The sequence below is a fragment of the Comamonas sp. Y33R10-2 genome (assembly GCF_019355935.1).
Classification (GTDB): Bacteria; Pseudomonadota; Gammaproteobacteria; order Burkholderiales; family Burkholderiaceae_C; genus Comamonas.
The window spans coordinates 1,928,917-1,947,161 of the sequence record NZ_CP079925.1; the positions used below are offsets into that span (position 1 = coordinate 1,928,917).

14 protein-coding genes are annotated in these 18,245 nt (G+C 54.3%); 11 read left to right on the plus strand and 3 right to left on the minus strand.

The window, feature by feature from the left end:
* Positions 1 to 7: 7 nt before the first annotated feature.
* Positions 8 to 958 carry an acetaldehyde dehydrogenase (acetylating) gene (locus KUF54_RS08650; RefSeq protein WP_219342384.1) on the minus strand — a complete coding sequence of 317 codons (951 nt, stop codon included), beginning with the start codon at positions 956 to 958 and terminating at the stop codon, positions 8 to 10.
* Between the two features lie 90 nt (positions 959 to 1,048).
* Entirely contained in the window at positions 1,049 to 1,843 is a 795-nt protein-coding gene (gene mhpD, locus KUF54_RS08655; RefSeq protein WP_219342385.1) for a 2-keto-4-pentenoate hydratase, read from the minus strand.
* A gap of 676 nt (positions 1,844 to 2,519) precedes the next feature.
* Between mhpD and KUF54_RS08660 the strand changes: the two genes are divergently transcribed.
* The 5 genes from KUF54_RS08660 (at position 2,520) to KUF54_RS08680 (ending at position 8,510) form a co-directional block, all read left to right on the plus strand.
* Positions 2,520 to 3,353 (plus strand): alpha/beta fold hydrolase, encoded by an 834-nt coding sequence (locus KUF54_RS08660; RefSeq protein ID WP_219342386.1) that lies wholly within the window; start codon positions 2,520 to 2,522, stop codon positions 3,351 to 3,353.
* A gap of 766 nt (positions 3,354 to 4,119) precedes the next feature.
* The gene (locus KUF54_RS08665; protein WP_219342387.1) at positions 4,120 to 5,025 is read left to right on the plus strand and encodes a VOC family protein; all 906 of its coding nucleotides are present in this window, start codon (positions 4,120 to 4,122) and stop codon (positions 5,023 to 5,025) included.
* 43 nt (positions 5,026 to 5,068) lie between these two features.
* On the plus strand, positions 5,069 to 6,241 hold the full coding sequence (locus KUF54_RS08670; protein ID WP_219342388.1) for a hydroxylase: 1,173 nt from the start codon (positions 5,069 to 5,071) through the stop codon (positions 6,239 to 6,241).
* 97 nt (positions 6,242 to 6,338) lie between these two features.
* Positions 6,339 to 7,538, plus strand: a complete 1,200-nt coding sequence (locus KUF54_RS08675; protein WP_219342389.1) for a flavin reductase — start codon at positions 6,339 to 6,341, stop codon at positions 7,536 to 7,538.
* 51 nt (positions 7,539 to 7,589) lie between these two features.
* Positions 7,590 to 8,510 carry a LysR family transcriptional regulator gene (locus tag KUF54_RS08680; RefSeq protein ID WP_219342390.1) on the plus strand — a complete coding sequence of 307 codons (921 nt, stop codon included), beginning with the start codon at positions 7,590 to 7,592 and terminating at the stop codon, positions 8,508 to 8,510.
* Between the two features lie 334 nt (positions 8,511 to 8,844).
* On the opposite strand, the gene rlmD is transcribed toward KUF54_RS08680, so the two are convergent.
* Positions 8,845 to 10,344 (minus strand): 23S rRNA (uracil(1939)-C(5))-methyltransferase RlmD, encoded by a 1,500-nt coding sequence (rlmD, locus tag KUF54_RS08685; RefSeq protein ID WP_219342391.1) that lies wholly within the window; start codon positions 10,342 to 10,344, stop codon positions 8,845 to 8,847.
* Positions 10,345 to 10,597: 253 nt separating this feature from the next.
* Here rlmD and KUF54_RS08690 point away from each other — a divergent pair, with 253 nt between their 5' ends.
* The 6 genes from KUF54_RS08690 to KUF54_RS08715 all read left to right on the plus strand — a co-directional run bounded on the left by KUF54_RS08690 (position 10,598) and on the right by KUF54_RS08715 (position 18,207).
* The gene (locus KUF54_RS08690) at positions 10,598 to 11,065 is read left to right on the plus strand and encodes a hypothetical protein (protein ID WP_219342392.1); all 468 of its coding nucleotides are present in this window, start codon (positions 10,598 to 10,600) and stop codon (positions 11,063 to 11,065) included.
* 68 nt (positions 11,066 to 11,133) lie between these two features.
* Positions 11,134 to 12,786, plus strand: a complete 1,653-nt coding sequence (locus KUF54_RS08695; RefSeq protein WP_219342393.1) for a GMC family oxidoreductase — start codon at positions 11,134 to 11,136, stop codon at positions 12,784 to 12,786.
* Between the two features lie 347 nt (positions 12,787 to 13,133).
* Positions 13,134 to 14,600, plus strand: a complete 1,467-nt coding sequence (locus KUF54_RS08700; RefSeq protein WP_219342394.1) for a pyridoxal-dependent decarboxylase — start codon at positions 13,134 to 13,136, stop codon at positions 14,598 to 14,600.
* Positions 14,601 to 14,660: 60 nt separating this feature from the next.
* Entirely contained in the window at positions 14,661 to 15,413 is a 753-nt protein-coding gene (locus KUF54_RS08705) for a phytochelatin synthase family protein (RefSeq protein WP_219342395.1), read from the plus strand.
* Positions 15,410 to 16,474, plus strand: a complete 1,065-nt coding sequence (locus KUF54_RS08710; RefSeq protein WP_219342396.1) for an RCC1 domain-containing protein — start codon at positions 15,410 to 15,412, stop codon at positions 16,472 to 16,474. Before KUF54_RS08705 ends, KUF54_RS08710 begins: the two co-directional genes overlap by 4 nt.
* A gap of 191 nt (positions 16,475 to 16,665) precedes the next feature.
* Positions 16,666 to 18,207, plus strand: a complete 1,542-nt coding sequence (locus tag KUF54_RS08715; protein WP_219342397.1) for a multicopper oxidase family protein — start codon at positions 16,666 to 16,668, stop codon at positions 18,205 to 18,207.
* The last annotated feature ends 38 nt before the right edge of the window (positions 18,208 to 18,245 follow it).

Sequence of the window (18,245 nt, forward strand, 5' to 3'; positions counted from 1 at the left end):
CTTTTCCTTAAGCAGTAGCCAGTTTGGCAGCCAGCATGCGGGCGGCCATGTGTTCAGCGGTGCGCAGACCTGCGCTGGTCATGATGTCCAGATTGCCGGCGTAAGCGGGCAGGTAGTGGGCTGCACCCTCGACTTCCAAGAACACCGAGGTCTTCAGACCCGTCAGGGCATTGCCCACGCCAGGGATGCGGATGGGTGTGTCGATGCGGTCGAACTGCACTTTTTGCTTCAAGCGGTAGCCGGGCACATAGGACTGCACATCGGCGGCCATGCGCTCTACCGATTCAGCGATGGCATCTTGGTCGGCAAAGTCGCTCAAGGTGTAGACCGTGTCGCGCATGATCAGCGGTGGCTCGGCCGGATTCATGATGATGATGGCCTTGCCCTTGGTCGCACCGCCCACCACTTCAATGGCTTTGGAGGTGGTTTCGGTGAACTCATCAATATTGGCGCGGGTGCCGGGGCCGGCGCTCTTGCTGGCAATCGAGGCCACGATTTCGCCGTAATGCACCTTGGCCACGCGCGAGACGGCAGCGACCATAGGAATAGTGGCCTGACCACCGCAGGTGACCATGTTCACGTTCAGCGCATCCAGATGCGCTTGGCCGTTGACCACGGGAATGCAATACGGGCCGATTGCCGCAGGTGTCAAATCGATCATGCGGATGCCGGGCTTGAGGCTGCGCAAGAAGGCATCGTTTTTGACATGAGCGCCTGCGCTGGTGGCATCAAAGACAAAATCGATGTCCGCAAACTCAGGCATGCGGGTAAGGCCTTCCACACCTTCGTGGGTGATGGCAACGCCCATGCGGGCGGCGCGGGCCAGACCGTCGGAATTGGGGTCGATGCCAACCATGGCACCCATTTCGATGTTCTGGCCGTGGCGCAGAATCTTGATCATCAGATCTGTGCCAATGTTGCCGCTGCCGATGATGGCAGCTTTCAGCTTATGCGTCATAGCGCTTCTTTCACAAATATCAAAGGTGCCATCTAGGCAGAGCAGGCAAATGCAGATCGATGCAGTTACCCGAAAAAGAAAACTCATCGGCTAATGCGCTACGTCGAAGCGAGCACGGACGCAGCCTAAGCCGCTGATACTGGCTTCAAAAACATCACCCGGATTTACAGGCACCATTGGCCCCAATGCGCCTGTCAGCACAAGGTCTCCTGCTTTCAAGGGGTTGCCTAATGATGCAAGTTTGCGTGCCAGCCATAGTGCTGCATTGAGTGGATGCCCCAGACAGGCTGCACCATTGCCAGTGGATGCGACCTCGCCATTGCGCGTCATCTGCATCTCGCAGAGTTTCAAATCGAGGTTATTCAAAGGCACCTTGACTCCGCCAAGCACAACCAATCCACTAGAAGCGTTGTCAGCCACCGTATCTGCGAACCGAATATTCCAATTAGCGATGCGGCTGCCCACAATTTCAATGGCAGGTAACGCATAGGCTGTCGCATTTAACAGCTCTACCAAAGTCGTATCAGTACGTGGCAAGTCCTGCCCCAACACAAGCGCGACCTCCGCCTCCACCTTAGGCTGCAGCGTGCGCGCAACCGGCACAGGTTCGTCATCGCCGTAAAGCATGTCTGCAAAAAGAACGCCAAAATCAGGCTGATCAACGCCCAGCTGCTTTTGCACTGCAAGTGAGGTCAAGCCAATTTTGCGACCCACAATTCGGCGCCCTTGAGATACGGCGTAATCCACATTGGCTTGTTGAATGGCGTACGCCAAACGCTCCGGATCATGCTGAATTTGCTCACGCAATGGTTGGACTGGGGAACCTGAGCGCTCTGCTTCGCGCAAGCTGGCTGCCAATTGCTGAATCAGCACTTCGTTATTCATCGTGTTGCCTCTACCATTTTCGTTCTGTTAACCATGTACGCGAGTCGGCTCATTGCTGACTGGACGCAGTTTCAAGCAACAGCTCGCTGTACAACAGACGAAAAGAAATGGTTCGCTTCACAGGAGAGCGCATGAAGTCCGCACTCAAGCTAGAGCGGGAAAATGTCGCCTCGTCCACCAGGATACGAGGCTGCCCACCAACTACTCATGCGCATGATTCCATGCCTTGCAGAAAGCTGCTTTGAAAACACTTCTTGAATTCGCTGAGCTACCTGCTTGATACCTCAATCAGCTCTACTTTCCATGACGCCATGGCCAGTTGACTTTTCTCATTCTCAAAGTATTTCAAGCCACATTCAACACTGGACTGCACAACACAGATATGCAATTTGTCTATGGCACGCCATCTGAATTTCAAAGCTAACAAGAAAATACTGATCGATTCATACGAGGTATATGCGACAGCGTCCATCGCTTTTTAACTTTCACCTATCTCCATGCAGTCGCTCAATAAGAGCAATGAAGTCGGCAACCTAGGGTTAACGATCACATCTTCTAGAATGAATGTTCATTTATTATTCGTTCGTCAATTGATATGGCGTGCTTTGACACCCCTAGAAGACACCCGATTTTTTATCTTCCTCAAGTGTTTTGAGGCTTTACTAAAGAGACACACATGGCGACTTTGACCGAAGAGAACACCAGCAAACGCATCAAGACCAAGTCTTGGGACATTCATTACCACGAAGCCGGTCAAGGCCAACCTCTGGTTTTGGTTCACGGTGGCGGCCCTGGCGCCTCTGCATGGAGCAACTTCCAACCAAACATCGCTTATTTGGCTGAGCACTTTCACGTATTTGCCGTGGATCTCCCAGGCTGGGGTAAGTCGCAGGCTGTGACATACGACATTCGCGATAACAGCGGTGCATTGGCTGAATTCATTGACGCGCTGGGTCTTGGCAAGGTTGCCATCGTGGGCAACTCCATGGGCGGATCTTCCTGCATTCGTCTTACCTACGAGCGCCCTGACCTCATCAGCCATTTGATCACTTTGGGATCTTCTGCCGGCGTTCCTGGAATTTTTGATGCTGCGGGTGGCTTAACTGAAGGTGTGAAAGCTCTGGAAGCTGCCTACTTCAACCCAAGCGTAGAAACAATGCGCAAGTTCATCGCAACGATGACTTATGACTCCCGTCACGTCACAGACGAGTTCATCGAGGAGCGCGTGCAGTTGACCAAGTCTCGCATGGACCACGTTGAAGGCTGGATCACCGGTCACGGCAAGCCCATGGTTCGCATCGACCAGTCCAAGCTGCCAGAGATCAATATCCCGACGTTGCACGTTCATGGCCGTGATGACCGTACCGTTAACGTCGCTGCCGCTCTGCATCTCTCTCGCCTGATCCCTAACTCTCGTGCATTGATCGTGAATCGTTGCGGCCACTGGGTACAACTGGAACACGCTGACGAATTCAACCGTTCAGTGACATCCTTCATCAAGGGTCAATAATCGCTGAAACTCATCAGGTAATTCGAAATGGGCCGAGTGATGCATCTTCATCACTCGGCCCATTTCCTTTCTGAGCACTATGCTCAGCGAGCCGCAACAGCCTCCTCTCCTAGGACTGAGGTAGTAGCTGATAAAAGCAAAGCGAAATACCCTTCAAAGCACATCTTAAGCGCGACTTAGGCTGTACTGGTTCGAAGGATTTTCAGCAAATTTCGGCGCTTGGTTTCAAAGCCTGACGCTGCTACAAACCTAGACCCCTCGCGCAATTTCAGCCCTGGTCATCCACACCAAAGGCGCAATTAGGTGACATTCGTCTTATCTTTTCTTGCTGATGGAAATAGTCAGCGGAATGGATCAGTCCATTCGGGGGCCCAACGTTAGTCAGTGCTGTTCTGACAAGGTCCGGGACTCACATGTCTCATGGCGCTTATTGCCATCAGCATCGCTATTCACTCAAATTCTTTTCTGCATCACTGGCGGGTAATGCCAGTGTTTCAAAACGCCATCACTTTTTCTAAGTCTGCCTACCCTGAAGGCAGTCCTGATGGATCGATCTCACCAACCTACGCACAACGGTGCTCACCTGCACACGGCTAATGTTGTTGAACCCTCTATGGCTGCGTCATCACAAGGGACGCATTCCTATAGAGCTTCTTCATACAAAAAATTGAGCATCACCTAGGGTCAACCCCATCTTGCCTGATTCTCTTTGTTGAATGATCATTCTAGTATTGATAATCATCAAATAATTTAAAAGGATAGACAAGTGATTACCTCTCTCGCGTACTTTGGCGTCACATCACCAGCCTATAAAGAGTGGGAAACCTTCGGCCCCAAAGTGCTAGGTGCAGAGTTGACGCAACCAGGTCAAGATGGCTCAGTTCGTTTGCGTTTTGATGAAATGGCACACCGCTTGACGGTTCATCCAGGTGAGCGCAACGATGTCGCCTATATCGGCTGGACCACCTCTGGCGAATCCGAGGCCGCAACCCTCGCCGCTCGCGTCGCAGAAGAAGGTATTCAAACCACCCGAGCGAGCAATGAGCAAGCCGCAGATCGCGGCGTTCTGGGCTTCTTCTGGTTTCTTGATCCTGCGGGTTTCCGTCATGAGCTGATTTGGGGTCAACGACGCCCCAACAATCCATTTCTGCCCGGTCGTCCAATGTCCGGCTTCACAACTGGGGAGCAAGGTCTCGGCCACGTAGTGCTGGGAGTTCCAGACGTTGCTGAAATGGACCGTTTCTATCGCTCCGTCATGGGTTTTCACCTCTCTGACACCGTCGTCGATGGCCCCATCCATGCTCACTTCTATCACGTCAACGGTCGCCACCACTCGTTGGCCATTGCACGCCCGCCAACAGGTCGCCCTTCATTCCTTCACTTGATGGTGGAAACCAAGTCGCTAGACGATGTCGGCTCAGCACTGGACATCTGCGAAGACTCGGGTGTCCCCATCACCCGCACCTTGGGCGCGCATACCAACGATCACATGACATCGTTCTATCTGCACTCCCCATCCGACTTCCGCATCGAATACGGCTGGGGCGGCCTGGAAGTGCATGACCTGTGGGTTCCGCGCTACTACGACCGCACCAGCATCTGGGGTCACCGCCACCTCAACAAGCACCTTTCGCCCTTCCTCGATTTGGGCGATGCCGGCAGCAAAGCCTGATTCACCCCCACTCTGTTCGACCCCTGTAAACAAGAGATTAACTATGCATCCCGCTCTCGAAAACATCCAAACACTGGGCGACCAAGTCGCTGCTGAAGCCGAAGCCTGTGAGGCACTAGGTCGCGTTTCTGACGAAGGCGCTCGCTTGTTGCGCGATGCCGGCATCATCCGCATGTTGCAACCCAAGGATTTTGGCGGTGAGGAAGCTCATCCACGCGATTTCATCGAAATTCTGATGGAGTTGACAGCTCGCTGCCCTTCCATAGGCTGGGTTGGTGGCGTGGTCGGCGTTCACCCCTTCGAATTTGCACAAGGCGACCGCCGCATGCAAGAAGAAGTCTGGGCTGAGGACAATGACACATGGATTGCATCACCCTACGCATTTATTGGCCGAGCCAAGCGCGTGGACGGCGGCTACATCCTGAATGGCCAATGGCCTTTCTCGTCCGGAACTGATCACTGCAAGTGGATCGTACTGGCAGGTTTGGCAGAAAAAGAAGGTGGGCCTGCCGATGAGTTCACTGAGATGACTCACTTCATCTTGCCACGCGCCGACTACGAGATTTTGCAAGACTCTTGGAAGGTCATGGGCCTGGTGGGAACCGGCAGCAAGGATGTGCGCGTGACTAACGCTTTCGTCCCTGACCACCGCATCATGAGCTACGCGGGCCTGACATCACGTCAATACGCCAAGAAGAATCGTCCTGGTAGCCCTCTGTATCAAGTTCCTTTCGAGCTGATCTTCCCCGGCGCTATTGCTGCAGCAACGATCGGCATCGCTGATGGTGTAGTCCGTCACTTCTCTGAATACACACGCAACCGCGTATCTCGCATGGGCGTCAAATCCACGCAAAACCCTTGGCAAATGGCGGATCTAGGTAGCGCTATGGCCGATATTGACGCTTGCAAGCTGCAGGTGCTGACCGACATCAACGACGCCTATGAATTCGTCAAGGGTGGCGGCTTCATCACACCCGAGATGCAAGCCAAGGCTCGCGTTCATCAAGTGCGTGCCGTGCACCGTGCAGCAAGCGCTGCGGCACAGGTCTTTAAGCACGCAGGTGGCAATGCCAGCCGCTTGTCCAACCCCATCCAACGTCAATGGCGCGATCTGTCCGTGGCACTGGGTCACGCATGTAACGTCGAAGCACCAGTGTACTCAGCCTATGCTGGTTCGCTCTACAACATCCCAACCCCTAAGGGCGTGATTATTTAAGCGATCCCTACCCGGATCCAGAATGACAGAGCGGGCGCCGACTCTTTACAGCCGGTGCCCGTTTGTCTTTGACACCTAGAACAAAGAAAGCAAGATCATGTCGCAAACCGAGCAGTCCATCGCTAACGACCGTTTCCGCTCCGTACTGGGAAGCTATCCCACCGGCGTCGCCGTCGTCACTGGCCTTGATCAACAAGGTGAGGCCATCGGCATGGTCGTGGGAACTTTTACCTCCGTGTCAATGAATCCGCCACTGGTCGCTTTTTTGCCAATGAAGACCTCGCGCACTTTCCAAAATCTACGCGAAGCTTCAGATAAGTTCTCTATCAATATTTTGGCAGCCGATCAGGAAGGTATTTGCCGCACTTTGGCCTCGCCAGGAGAGCGCAAATTCGATGCGGTCGACTGGCACCTCAGCCCTGCAGGCAACCCCATCATCAACGGCGTCGTCGCGTGGATTGATTGCGAATACGCAAATGTGCTTGAAGGCGGCGACCACTTTATTGTGCTGGGAAGCGTCAAGGATATGGGCCTCGAGCGAGACACCACGCCACTGCTGTTCTTCCAGCGCGGATATGGGAGCTTCTCCACAGGCCCCATGGTGCTTGCAAGTGAAAGAGAAACCCTGCAATGCGCCCGACTTGCAGAAGTCGCACGCAACGAAATTGAATCACTGGCTAATGAATTGCAGATGGAGTGCAGCCTAGTCGCCCCCGTCGGCAACGATGCCGTCTATGTCGCCGTGGCCAACCACAACCCAGAAAACGACAATCCAAGCCACCTAGGAGTACGTGTACCTTTAACACCTCCGCTGGGCACCCTATTCATTGGCCACGAGAACGCCCTATCCGAAGATGAGTGGATTGCACGCCTGGGAAACAAGGCTAGCCCTGACACCGTTGCCAAAGCACGCAGCAAGCTAAGCAGCGTCCAAGCTCGTGGCTGGTCAGCATCCTTGCTTGGCAATTTATCCGCCGATCAGCTAGAGCAAGCGGTAACGATGTATAGCAATCCACAGCGCACGCCCGAGCAAGAACGTCACTTCCTGTCTAGCGTGTCCACCATGTTTGACTTGCACGAACCAGATGAGTTGGACATCAATGAGAAGCACGACATGCTCCACCTGTCTGTCCCGGTACGCAAACCCAACGGCGAAGTCGCTTTAGCTCTGCGCCTGAGTGAATTTCCCAGCCAACTGTCAGGCGAAATCGTTCATTCGTATTTGCAAAAGCTGCAAAAAACTGCTGTCACTATCGAACATTTGATCGCAGCACAACCTGAACAGTCAGTGCATTAATTGCGCTCGCCAACATCCTTCTGAATCGGTTTTTTGCAGGTCACCTTAGACATGGATATTTCTCAACTCAAAAGCTTTGTTGTCGTAGCAGAAGCCGGAAGCTACATCAGAGCATCCGACCTGCTTCAGATTCCACAGCCGACACTTAGCCGACAAGTTCGCGCCCTAGAGGTCGAATTACGTGCCAGCCTCTTTCACCGCCATGGTCGCGGCGTCCTGCTGACAGATCGAGGCAAGCGCTTCATCGAATATGCGCGCTCTATTTTGCTCACCGTAGATACAGCGCTACTCTCCGTTCGAGAAGATGAGGCCGAGTACAGCGGACAACTCGTCATTGGCCTTACGCCCAGCATCAGTCGACTGGTTATTCCATCACTTGCACGCCAACTGAAAGAACGCTTTCCCAGGGCAGCGATTAGCCTCACTGAAGGCCTATCCGGAGCCCTTTATGAACGCGTGCTGCTCGGCCAGCTAAACTTCGCCGTGCTACTCAGCCCAGCTAGCTCACCGAACTTAGACATCAGGCCTTTGGCCACAGAAGACTTCTATCTAGTTGGGCCGCAGTCCGATCGCGACCCAGCGGCATCGATCAGTGTTCAGGAAATAGCGGCACTCCCACTTATCCTCCCACACAGCAATCAATGGACAAGGCCTGCGCTTGAATCGGCCGCAGCACGCTTAGGACTGCGCCTTAACATCGTGTTGGAAGTTGACTCAACCTTCTCCACTTTGGAGCTGATCCACCAAGGCATTGGATACTCCATCATGCCCGGAAGCATGCGACGCCTCCCCCGTATTCACGATCTTTCTTGGCAAAAGATTTCGAATATGGAAGCGACCGTCAGCATCATCACACCTTCACGCCAGCCACGTAATCGCTTGATTGAGGACTCCATTTCAGAAGTCACCAATACAATCGTCGCTGTGTTTCGCGAGGAGAAAAGTACTTCAATAGTAAGTCCGATCATTTGAACTGCTCAGCGGCACTTTGGCCCAAACCCCAGACTCGTCTACGCCACCGCCGCGATCTGAGGATGATCCAATTAAGTAAATTGATTGAAGGTCGTGGGCCAGCTGTACAGGTCGTTCACTTGACGCTAAAACGTTTGTGAAATCACACACCCAACCAGTCGCTTGATACAGTTAACTTTGGCCACGACCAAACCCGGTGCGCTTCAAGTTAGCTTTAAAACTAATGCGGCTCCATCGTGCAGGAAGCCGCTATAGCCAAGGCAAAGCTCGCTTAAAGTGATCTGCAACAGCGCATCACAGATCACTTCAAAAATCAAACTAGATCAATGAGGGATCAAATACGCTCAAAAACGGCCATGCTTTCCACGTGGGCCGTATGCGGAAACATATTGACCACACCAGACAGCACGCAGCGGTAACCGGCCTGATGCACCAGCAAACCCGCATCGCGCGCCAGCGTGGCGGGGTTGCAACTCACGTACACGATGCGCTTGGGAAACTCCCAGCTTTCCTGTCCTTCAGGCAGCGCTGGCAGCAAGTCCGGCTGTTCTTCCGTAGCCACGCCCACTTGCTTGGCACCTGTGCGGATCTGGTGAATATCCGCCAACGCTTGAACCAAGGCAAAAGCGCCTTCGCGAGGGGGATCCACCAGCCACTTGTCTGCATTGCCGTCGGCAATAAGCATGGCGGGTGTCATATTGAACAGATTACGTGCCACAAAGGTCGTAGGCGCCAGCTTCTCACCCTCAGCGCGCACGGCGTTGTTGGCGGCATAGTTTTCATGGGAGCGCTGCACCAGCGTGTCTGAGCCTTCAATGCCCAGCACTTCGCCGGCCATGGTGGCAATCGGCAAGGTGAAATTACCCAGACCGCAGAACCAATCGATAACACGCTCGCTCTTTTTAGCATCAAGCAAACGCAGTGAACGACCCACCAGCACGCGGTTGATTTGCGGGTTCACCTGTGTGAAGTCGGTGGGTTTGAACGGCATGGTGATGCCAAATTCTGGCAGGCTGTAAGACAACTGGGTGCCGCCCTCTTCCATGCGGTGTACGGTGTCTGGGCCCTTGGGCTGCAGCCACCACTGCACATTGTGCTCAGTGCCAAAGACGCGCAGACGCTCTTGGTCTGTCACGCTCAGCGGCTCAAGGTGGCGCAGCAGCATAGCGGTCACATGCTCGCCGCAAGCCACCTCGATCTGGGGCAGGGTTTCACGCGCATCCATGCTGCCAACCAACGCGCGCAGCGGCATCAACATGGCATCGACATGGGGAGGCAAAATTTTGCAGGTTTCCATATCGGCCACATAGCGGCTCTTGCGCTCATGAAAGCCGACCAGCACCTTGCTCTTCTTGATGACGTAGCGCACCGACAGACGCGAGCGGTCACGATAGCCCCAGGCCGGGCCTTCGATGGGGCGCAGCATAGTCTCGGGCTTGACCTTGGACAGATGCCAGAGGTTGTCTTCCAGCACGCGCTGCTTGATGGCGACCTGGGCAGCGACATGCAGATGCTGCATCTTGCAGCCGCCGCAAGCACCATCGTGCAGGCCGAAGTTGGGGCAACCGGGCGTCACACGCTGAGACGATTCGCGATGAATCTCAGTCAACGAGGCAGCTTCCCAGTTGTTTTTCTTGCGGTGGGTATTGGCGGTGACAAGCTCACCCGTCAAAGCACCGTCGATAAAGACTACCTTGCCATCGGGCTTGCGCGCTACGCCCTTGGCGTCCATATCCATGGACAACACCTGCAGCCAGCCCTCAGGCAAAGCCGGCGCATCGGTGTCAATTTCAGGCAGATTTTCGGGGATTTTGTTGTCGCTGGATTTACTCATGGTGGGCAATTGTCTCAGGCTAGGCCGCACCCTTTGGCTCCATCACAAAATACCCAAGCCACGCCTAGCAACACTCGTGTCTAAAGCGCTGGCCCACCACAGACTCCAGTTCACGACGTCATAACCCGCCGCCATACCTTGCGATTTGAAATATTGCAACACCTTTTAACAGGTAGCATTTATTGCATTTGCACACATCAAGCCTTTGTCGCCGTGTGAATTTCGAATTTGAAGCCCTCGCAAGGCCCCACTCATGACCATGCAACCACTCAAAAATACACGGCGTCGCGAATTTCTTGTACTGCTGTCAAGTTGCATTGCCGCAGATGCCTTTGCGACGAGTGCGAACACAAACAGCCAGCAAATCACCGAGCTAATGGCTGTTGGAAATGCTTTGGCCGGCACAAAAGTTGATAGTAAAGAGCTGGTGGGCCAATACCTGCAGGTGCTGCAAGAGCATCTTTCTCGCCCGCAAATAACAGCTTTTCTCACGCTAGCCAAGCAGCCTGCGAAGGTTCAAGCCACAGCGTCACGCCAAAAGCCGCTTAAAGAAGCCGCCGAGTTTGCACTGCAACTCTGGCTCAGTGCTATGCCCCCCATCAAAAACAGCGAAACCGTTCTTGCCTATATCGATGCACCGATCTGGAGCACTTTGACGTTTACCAAACCCGCGGGCGTATGCGGCGGAGCTTTTGGCTATTGGGCCGACAAACCCGCCTGAAGACCTTCGTCCTCATCTGCTACCTAAGCATGAGAGCGCCCATTTTTCTAAAGATTTTTGCACACACAATGAACGCACCAAGCCCTCAAAACGAAACTTTTTCTGCGGACGTCATTGTCATTGGCGCTGGTGCCGTTGGCGGCATGATGGCTTGGCAGCTGGCCAAAAAAGGCATCAAGGTTTTGATACTTGAAGCGGGCCCGCGTATTGATCGGGGAGATGCCGTTCAACATTTTTTTAATTCCGCAGTTAAAGGGCCGAACTCGCCTTACCCCAACCAAGACTACGCACCTCACCCTATGCATGCCACCGATTACATGGTGCAGGCGGGACCAGATGTTTTTGGTGGTAGCTTTTTGCGTGCAGTTGGTGGAACCAGTTGGCACTGGACAGGCTTTGCCACACGCTTTCGCCCCAATGACTTCAAAACTCGCAGCCTTTATGGCGTAGGTGAGGACTGGCCGATTGCATACGAGGACTTGCTGGACCACTACCTGCTCATTGAAAAAGAGTGGGGAACTGCTGGTGACGATGCTTTCGATCAAGGCTGCCCGCGTCATGGCCATGCATTTCCACTCCCCCCCGTCCCCATGGCCTATGCAGACAAGGTCATCAATGCGGCGATTGCCCCTTTAGGCTACACCGTCGGGCCCTTCAGCCATGCCCGTAACTCTGTCGTGCATGACAACCGCCCACCCTGCTGCGGCAGTGCAAGCTGTGTTCCAATTTGCCCTATCGGCGCCAAATATGACGGCAGCGTTCATATTGCCAAAGCAGAAGCGGCAGGTGCCCAGCTACTGTCTCAGGCATTGGTCGAGCATATTGAAGTGGGCTCTGACTCCAAGATCAAAAGCCTACGCATACGCCGCGCTGATGGCAGCCGAGCTACTGCTAATGCAAAAATATTCGTGCTGGCTGCTCATGCCATCGAAACGCCCAATCTCCTGCTGCGCTCTCGCCAAGCAAGCGCACCTAATGGCGTTGCCAACAGTAGCGATGCCGTTGGCCGATATCTAATGGGGCAGGTGGACCTGGACACTAGAGCTTTGACGCGAGAGCCGCTCTATACCTACCGCGCACCCACCACGACAGCGGGTATTTTGGAGCTGCGCGATGGTGACTTCCGCAAGCGCCACGCAGCCATTGGCACCTCGTTCCTTAACCGCGGCTGGCGCACTGGGCTTGGGCCTATGCAACGCTCAGCTCAGCTCATCAAAGCAGGTTTGAGAGGGCAAGAGCTAGCGCAAGCCCTCAATGATGAATGCGCACGCGAGCTCGCGATCAACAGCTCAGTGGAAACATTGCCTGTTGCACATAACCGCGTCATTCCAGACCCAAAACTCAAAGACAGCAGCGGCATGCCCCGTCCACAGGTCAGCTTCACCATTGACGATTACAGCCTGCAAGCGATCAACCAAGCCCGCCTGCGCCATGACGAGATCACTAAAGCGCTGGGCTGCACGAATATCACCACCGACGAGCCCTCTATCGCGACGGCCATCATTGCAGGCACTGCGCGCATGGGCAGCAATGCGAAAACTTCAGTTGTCGATGATTCGTGCCGTAGCCATGACCATGCCAATTTGTTCGTGGTTGGTACGGCCAATTTCCCAACCATGCCGATTAACGCGCCGACGCTGACTGCAGCTGCCCTCGGCTTGCGAGCCCTACCTAGCCTTATTAACGACTTGAGCATTGGTCGCTTTCAGGCTAACGCCTGAGCCAGCCCTGCTCCACCACGTTCACTCTATCTGGAAATTACATGCTTAGACGCTCTTGGCTCAAGGTATCAACCATCGCTTCTATGGCCACTTATTTTTCGTCCAAAGCGCAGGCTGCTCAACGCACCGCAAACTTGGCAAGCGCAGACGCAGGCTCAGAAGCGTACAAACGCATTGTTCGCTCTATTCGGGACGGCTTCCCATCGCCGACCACATCCTCAGCGGCTGATAGCCGATTCTCTCGGATCATGGCTTTCGCATTGTCTGAATACGAGAGCCTTAAGTCTCACCGTACTTTTTTGGGAAAACGCAAACCTCTTGACTATGCAGGTGCGCGCAAATTCCGAATGCAAAAGAATATGGCAGACATGCGCCGTACCGTTCAGGAGACGGCTCAATATCTCGAAGGTCAATACACATGGAGCCACCCTGATGTGCACCGTCTGCATGGCTCTGCAACCTCCGTCTCCATCATTGGTCAGCTGTATGGCTCCCTTGTAGACCCCAATACAGTCTGGGATGATTTGTCGCACAAGACGGCTGAAGCAGAAGTCAGAGCCTCCGCAATGTGCGCCGAGCTCGTGGGCTATGACCCAGATAAGGCGCTGGGACTGTTTACTTTTGGCGGCACAGGAACCACTCTTTACGGCATCAAAATTGGTGCAGAAAAAGCCCAGCCCGGCCTGTTTAATGATGGCCTGCGTCAGCCCATGCGCGTCTTCGCCTCTGATGTGGCTCACTACGCCAAGCTTAGCTCAACCGCTTGGCTAGGCTTGGGCTCTCAAGCGGCAGTCTCTGTGCCCACCACCGAAGACAATGCCATTGATGTACAGGCGTTAGAAAAATCTCTGCGTAGCGCTATCGCAAAAGGCGAACGTATTGCCGCCATTGTTGTCACCATGGGAAGCACCGATGCTTTTGGCATAGACGACATCGAAGCCGTGCATGCGCTGCGCTTAAAGCTGGTGCAAGAGTACAAGCTTGACTATGTGCCGCACCTGCATGCAGATGCCGTGATTGGCTGGGCATATAGCGTTTTCAATGACTACGACTTTGCACAAAACCCGCTAGAAATTCCCGACGCTGCACTGAACTCCCTCAAGCTAGTTCGCGAGCGTCTGCGTCACCTGTCACTCGCCGACTCTTTGGGCATTGACTTCCATAAGAGTGGCTACACACCCTATGCATCCAGCCTATTTCTGGCCCGGGATGCACAAATGCTCAGCCCCATCCGTCGCGACAAAGTGGCGATGCCCTATTTATTCCAATTTGGCGAATATGACCCCGGCATTTACACCTTGGAATGCTCACGCTCGGGCGGGCCAGTGCTCGCTGCACTGTCTAACCTGATTTTGCTGGGCAAAGATGGCTTTCGGGGCATGCTCAGCCACTGCCTTCAAATGTCAGAGCTCATGCGAAAAAAGGCGCGCGAGCTACCTTGGTTGACCGTACTCAATGCCGACAACCATGGTTCAGTGGTCGTTATTCGAGTCTATCCAGACAATGTCGAAGCCGACAGCTCATACCGCATAGAAAGAAGCGACGCCGCGCAAAAAGCCACGCTGCAAGCGCATAACGACTTCAACCAGGCCGTGTACATGCGCACCCGCGAGATGGCAGAAAGCGGCGAAAGCCCCGTGTTCGTGCAAACCAACCGGTACCGAGATACCCCGTATGGCATGCCAATCGTTGGCATCAAATTCTTCACGCTTTCCGTGTTCACCGACCCCGAATCCATTGATCGGGCTCTCGATGCGCTGCGCAAGGCGCGTGAATATGTGCAGCGACAAAACGCCCTCGCAAGCAAGAACTAAGACCTCACGATGATAAATACCCGCAATTGCCTGCGCAGCACTAGGCATCTAAGTTCACGAATGCTGGTGAGCCTGTCTCTGGCGCTCTGCAGCGCTTTTCTCACACCTACGGCATTAGCGCGGGAAACTGCGCCTCAAGTCACTTTCGCCCCTTCCACTCAGAAGCCACTGGAGATTCCAAGCAATCTCTTTGCGCTCTCGCACCCAATTGGTCAGCAGCGGCTTTTGCAAAGTGACTATCGCCAGCCCTACTGGCTGCTGGCAACCTACTTTGAAACCCAACGCAATCAAGCCTATTGCTCTGTTGCAAGTTCCGTCATCGTGCTCAACGCCTTAGGCCTGCCTAGGCCAGCCAATGCGCTGTATCCAGACTTTCCATTCTTCACTCAGCAAGACTTTTTCACACCCGCCGACAAGCGCATTGCGGACCCGGACGTGGTTGCTAAAGAGGGTATGACCATGGACCAGCTCAGCGCCATGCTGGGCAACTACCCTGTCAACCAGCAAAAGATATTTGGCGACACGCTGAATGAGCAGAGTTTTCGCGAACTATTGAAGAAAAATCTCAAAGAAGATGATCGCTTTGTCTTGCTCAATTTCAACCGACGCATGACTGGTGAAATCGGTGGAGGACACTGGTCGCCTCTGGCCGCATACCACGAGCCCAGTGATTCTGTTTTGCTCATGGATGTAGCACGCTACAAATACCCACCCGTGTGGGTCCCCCTCAAGGATTTGTTGCTGGGCGCGCAGGACCCAGACAGCGTAAGCAACAAACCACGCGGCGTTCTCATCATCAGCAAAAAACCATGAGCCAGCCAGATAAGGTTCTGGACTTGGCTGCAGGCCGTGACCACAGCTTGGTATTGCGATCACAAGCGGGCTTGCTGGGCTGGGGGGGCGACGGCACAGGGCGCCTGCCTTTGCCTGCAGGGGTGTGCTCGGCTTCGGACTCCGAAAACAGCATGGTTTTGATCAGTCACCAGCCATTGCGCCAAATCACTGCGGGCGCGGGCAGCAGTTTGGCCTTGGATACACAGGGCAAAGCTTACGTATGGGGCGCTAACCGCGCTGGGCTAGGCGGTCAACAAGGCAGCATTACGGAATCAACACCGCGCTTGTTGCACGGACTTCCCGCCATCGAGCACATCAGTGGCAGCGAATTTTTTGCACTGGCGCTCAGCAAAGAGGGGCAATTGTTTCACTGGGGGCTGCTCCCCGGTGGCGCTCAGACTCAGAACATCGCCCCGGCTAGCGTGCAGCAAGCACCAGCGTGTTTGACATGCAGCGCTGGCGGCTCTCATGCCTTAGCAATAGACCGGCAGCACACAATCTGGGCATGGGGCTCCAACACCGCAGGGCAGTTGGGCCTCGGTCACCTCAAAGATCAAGCCAGCCCCATACGGCTGCCTGTTTTGAAGCGTATGAAGGCCGTTGCAGCGGGCAGCAGCCATAGCTTGGCGCTTGATACCAATGGATCCGTATGGGCCTGGGGAAGCAATCAGCACGGCCAGCTAGGTCACTCAGCCCCCAGTTACAGCCCTGAAGCCCTCAAAGTCAAACTCCCTGAAGCAATTACTCAAATCGCAGCCGGGCAGCATGTCTCCTATGCACTCTCTCGCTCGGGCAATGTTTATGCATGGGGCTGGAATGCCAGCGGCCAGCTAGGCCAAGGAAATCAAAACGCGCTGACAGGCATTCAATCCATTGCTTCATTGCGGCGCATCACCCAACTGGCAGCAGGCCACAGGCATGTGCTGGCCAGCGATGGGGCACGTGTCTGGGCATGGGGCGACAACCGCCGCGAGCAACTTGGCATCGCTATCCCAAGCATGGCCTCTCCCATCTTGTTGAACGAAACACAAGCGCTTTAATACTGCGCAACACCACCACTATGAAAAGCGTACCGACTAACCGCCGTGATTTTCTCAATGTCTCATGGAAGCTTGGGGTTGGGGCCATTCTCCCCACTGCGTTAGCCGCCTGCGGCGGCGGCGGTGATTCATCGCCAGCGACTACCGAGACCTTCGTCGAGCCGCTACGTGTCGTCGCAAGCAATGGAGTATTGGACTACACCTTGCGCATGACTTATGCAGACCTACGCTTAGATAACAAAGCCGTCAACCTACGCACTTACAACGGCATGATCCCAGCGCCAACGCTGCAAGTTGATGCAGGTGAGCTGCTGAAAATTCGCATCGTCAACGATCTTCCCCTCAATCCTGTGAGCCAAGAGCCAGTTGAGCACCTTCGCTATATGAATAGTGCCAACCTCCATACTCATGGCCTGCATGTCACGCCGGGGCTGGTTCGCCCCAACGTCTATGGCGACTACGTTGTAGATACCCATACAACCGCCGTACACCCAGGTCAGAGCCGCCAGCATGAATACGCTATCGGCAAAGATCACCCCCCGGGCACCTCTTGGTACCACCCCCATTTACATGGATCTACTGCCATTCAAGTTGGTAGCGGCATGGCTGGAGCCATTTTGATTAAAGGCGCACTAGATCAAGTCCCTGAAATCGCCGCAGCGCGCGACCGCGTTTTCATGTTCCAAGCACCGATCTCGGACGACAAAGGCCGGCTGGAAAGCTTCTCTCAAGTGGCAGATCCAAAATCCGAGCCTCCATTTCTCATCAATGGTCAGCGCCGACCAACTCTCGTGCTGCGCCCCGGTCAAGTTGAACGCTGGCGCCTGATCAATGCTGGTATTGCCAATTATCTGAACATCGAATTTCAAGATCACGCTCTGCACCTTGTGGCACTGGACTCCTGCCCACGCAGTCATGCACAAGTTTTCCAGAGCAACGACGCGCAAGCTGACGGGCTGGTTCTGTGCCCAGGCAATCGTGCCGATGTCTTGATCAAGGCAGGCGCGCCTGGCCGCTATGAACTCAGAACGAACTCCTATGACATGGGCAATGAACAGCCGCTGGACGCTGATGTTCTTGCCTATATTGTTGTAGAGGGAAGCCCAATCAACATGGCTTTGCCGCAAAAACTGCCGCCGGTCCCTGAAGCGCTCAAGCACATTAGCGACGAAGAACTCGCTCAAAAAGGCGGGCTGCGACGCAGCATTGTTTTGCGCTCTGTTTTCAATAGTGATGGAAGCCCTTTGACAAGCGCTCCCGCACTCGACCTTCTGAACCTTCCCAATGGTGACCTGTCTCAATTGAGCCAATGGCAATACCAAACAGACAGCACCTTTTTGGCGGATACGGCGTTGACGATGGGAGCCGCAAGCGACAAAGCATCTACTCAACCGCTGATGCCGCAGAAACTGGCACCCATCCAATCGGATTCCGCCATACGCCAAACGGTGGACCTTGGAAGTGTTGAGGAATGGACTATCTACAATATGAACGGGGTACGCCACCCCTTTCACATCCACATCAACCCTATCGAAATTATCAAAGTCAACGGTGAAGCGGTCGAGCCTTTCTGGTGCGACACCATTGGACTGCCGCGAAACGGAAAACCTGAGGCACCCACGTCGGTGACATTCAGAACACGTTTTACAGACTTCCGTGGCGAGTACGTCATGCACTGCCACATCTTGGCGCATGAAGATATGGGGATGATGCAAATCGTCTCGGTGGAATAAAGCCTGCTTTACTCTTTGACTGTTTGATATGAACTCTC

Coding starts and splice junctions, on each gene's coding strand:
- KUF54_RS08705 (WP_219342395.1), top strand. CDS start 14,661: ATGCTGGTGAGCCTGTCTCTGGCGCTCTGCAGCGCTTTTCTCACACCT.
- mhpD (WP_219342385.1), bottom strand. CDS start 1,843: ATGAATAACGAAGTGCTGATTCAGCAATTGGCAGCCAGCTTGCGCGAA.
- KUF54_RS08660 (WP_219342386.1), top strand. CDS start 2,520: ATGGCGACTTTGACCGAAGAGAACACCAGCAAACGCATCAAGACCAAG.
- KUF54_RS08670 (WP_219342388.1), top strand. CDS start 5,069: ATGCATCCCGCTCTCGAAAACATCCAAACACTGGGCGACCAAGTCGCT.
- KUF54_RS08690 (WP_219342392.1), top strand. CDS start 10,598: ATGACCATGCAACCACTCAAAAATACACGGCGTCGCGAATTTCTTGTA.
- rlmD (WP_219342391.1), bottom strand. CDS start 10,344: ATGAGTAAATCCAGCGACAACAAAATCCCCGAAAATCTGCCTGAAATT.
- KUF54_RS08700 (WP_219342394.1), top strand. CDS start 13,134: ATGCAAAAGAATATGGCAGACATGCGCCGTACCGTTCAGGAGACGGCT.
- KUF54_RS08680 (WP_219342390.1), top strand. CDS start 7,590: ATGGATATTTCTCAACTCAAAAGCTTTGTTGTCGTAGCAGAAGCCGGA.
- KUF54_RS08695 (WP_219342393.1), top strand. CDS start 11,134: ATGAACGCACCAAGCCCTCAAAACGAAACTTTTTCTGCGGACGTCATT.
- KUF54_RS08650 (WP_219342384.1), bottom strand. CDS start 958: ATGACGCATAAGCTGAAAGCTGCCATCATCGGCAGCGGCAACATTGGC.
- KUF54_RS08675 (WP_219342389.1), top strand. CDS start 6,339: ATGTCGCAAACCGAGCAGTCCATCGCTAACGACCGTTTCCGCTCCGTA.
- KUF54_RS08710 (WP_219342396.1), top strand. CDS start 15,410: ATGAGCCAGCCAGATAAGGTTCTGGACTTGGCTGCAGGCCGTGACCAC.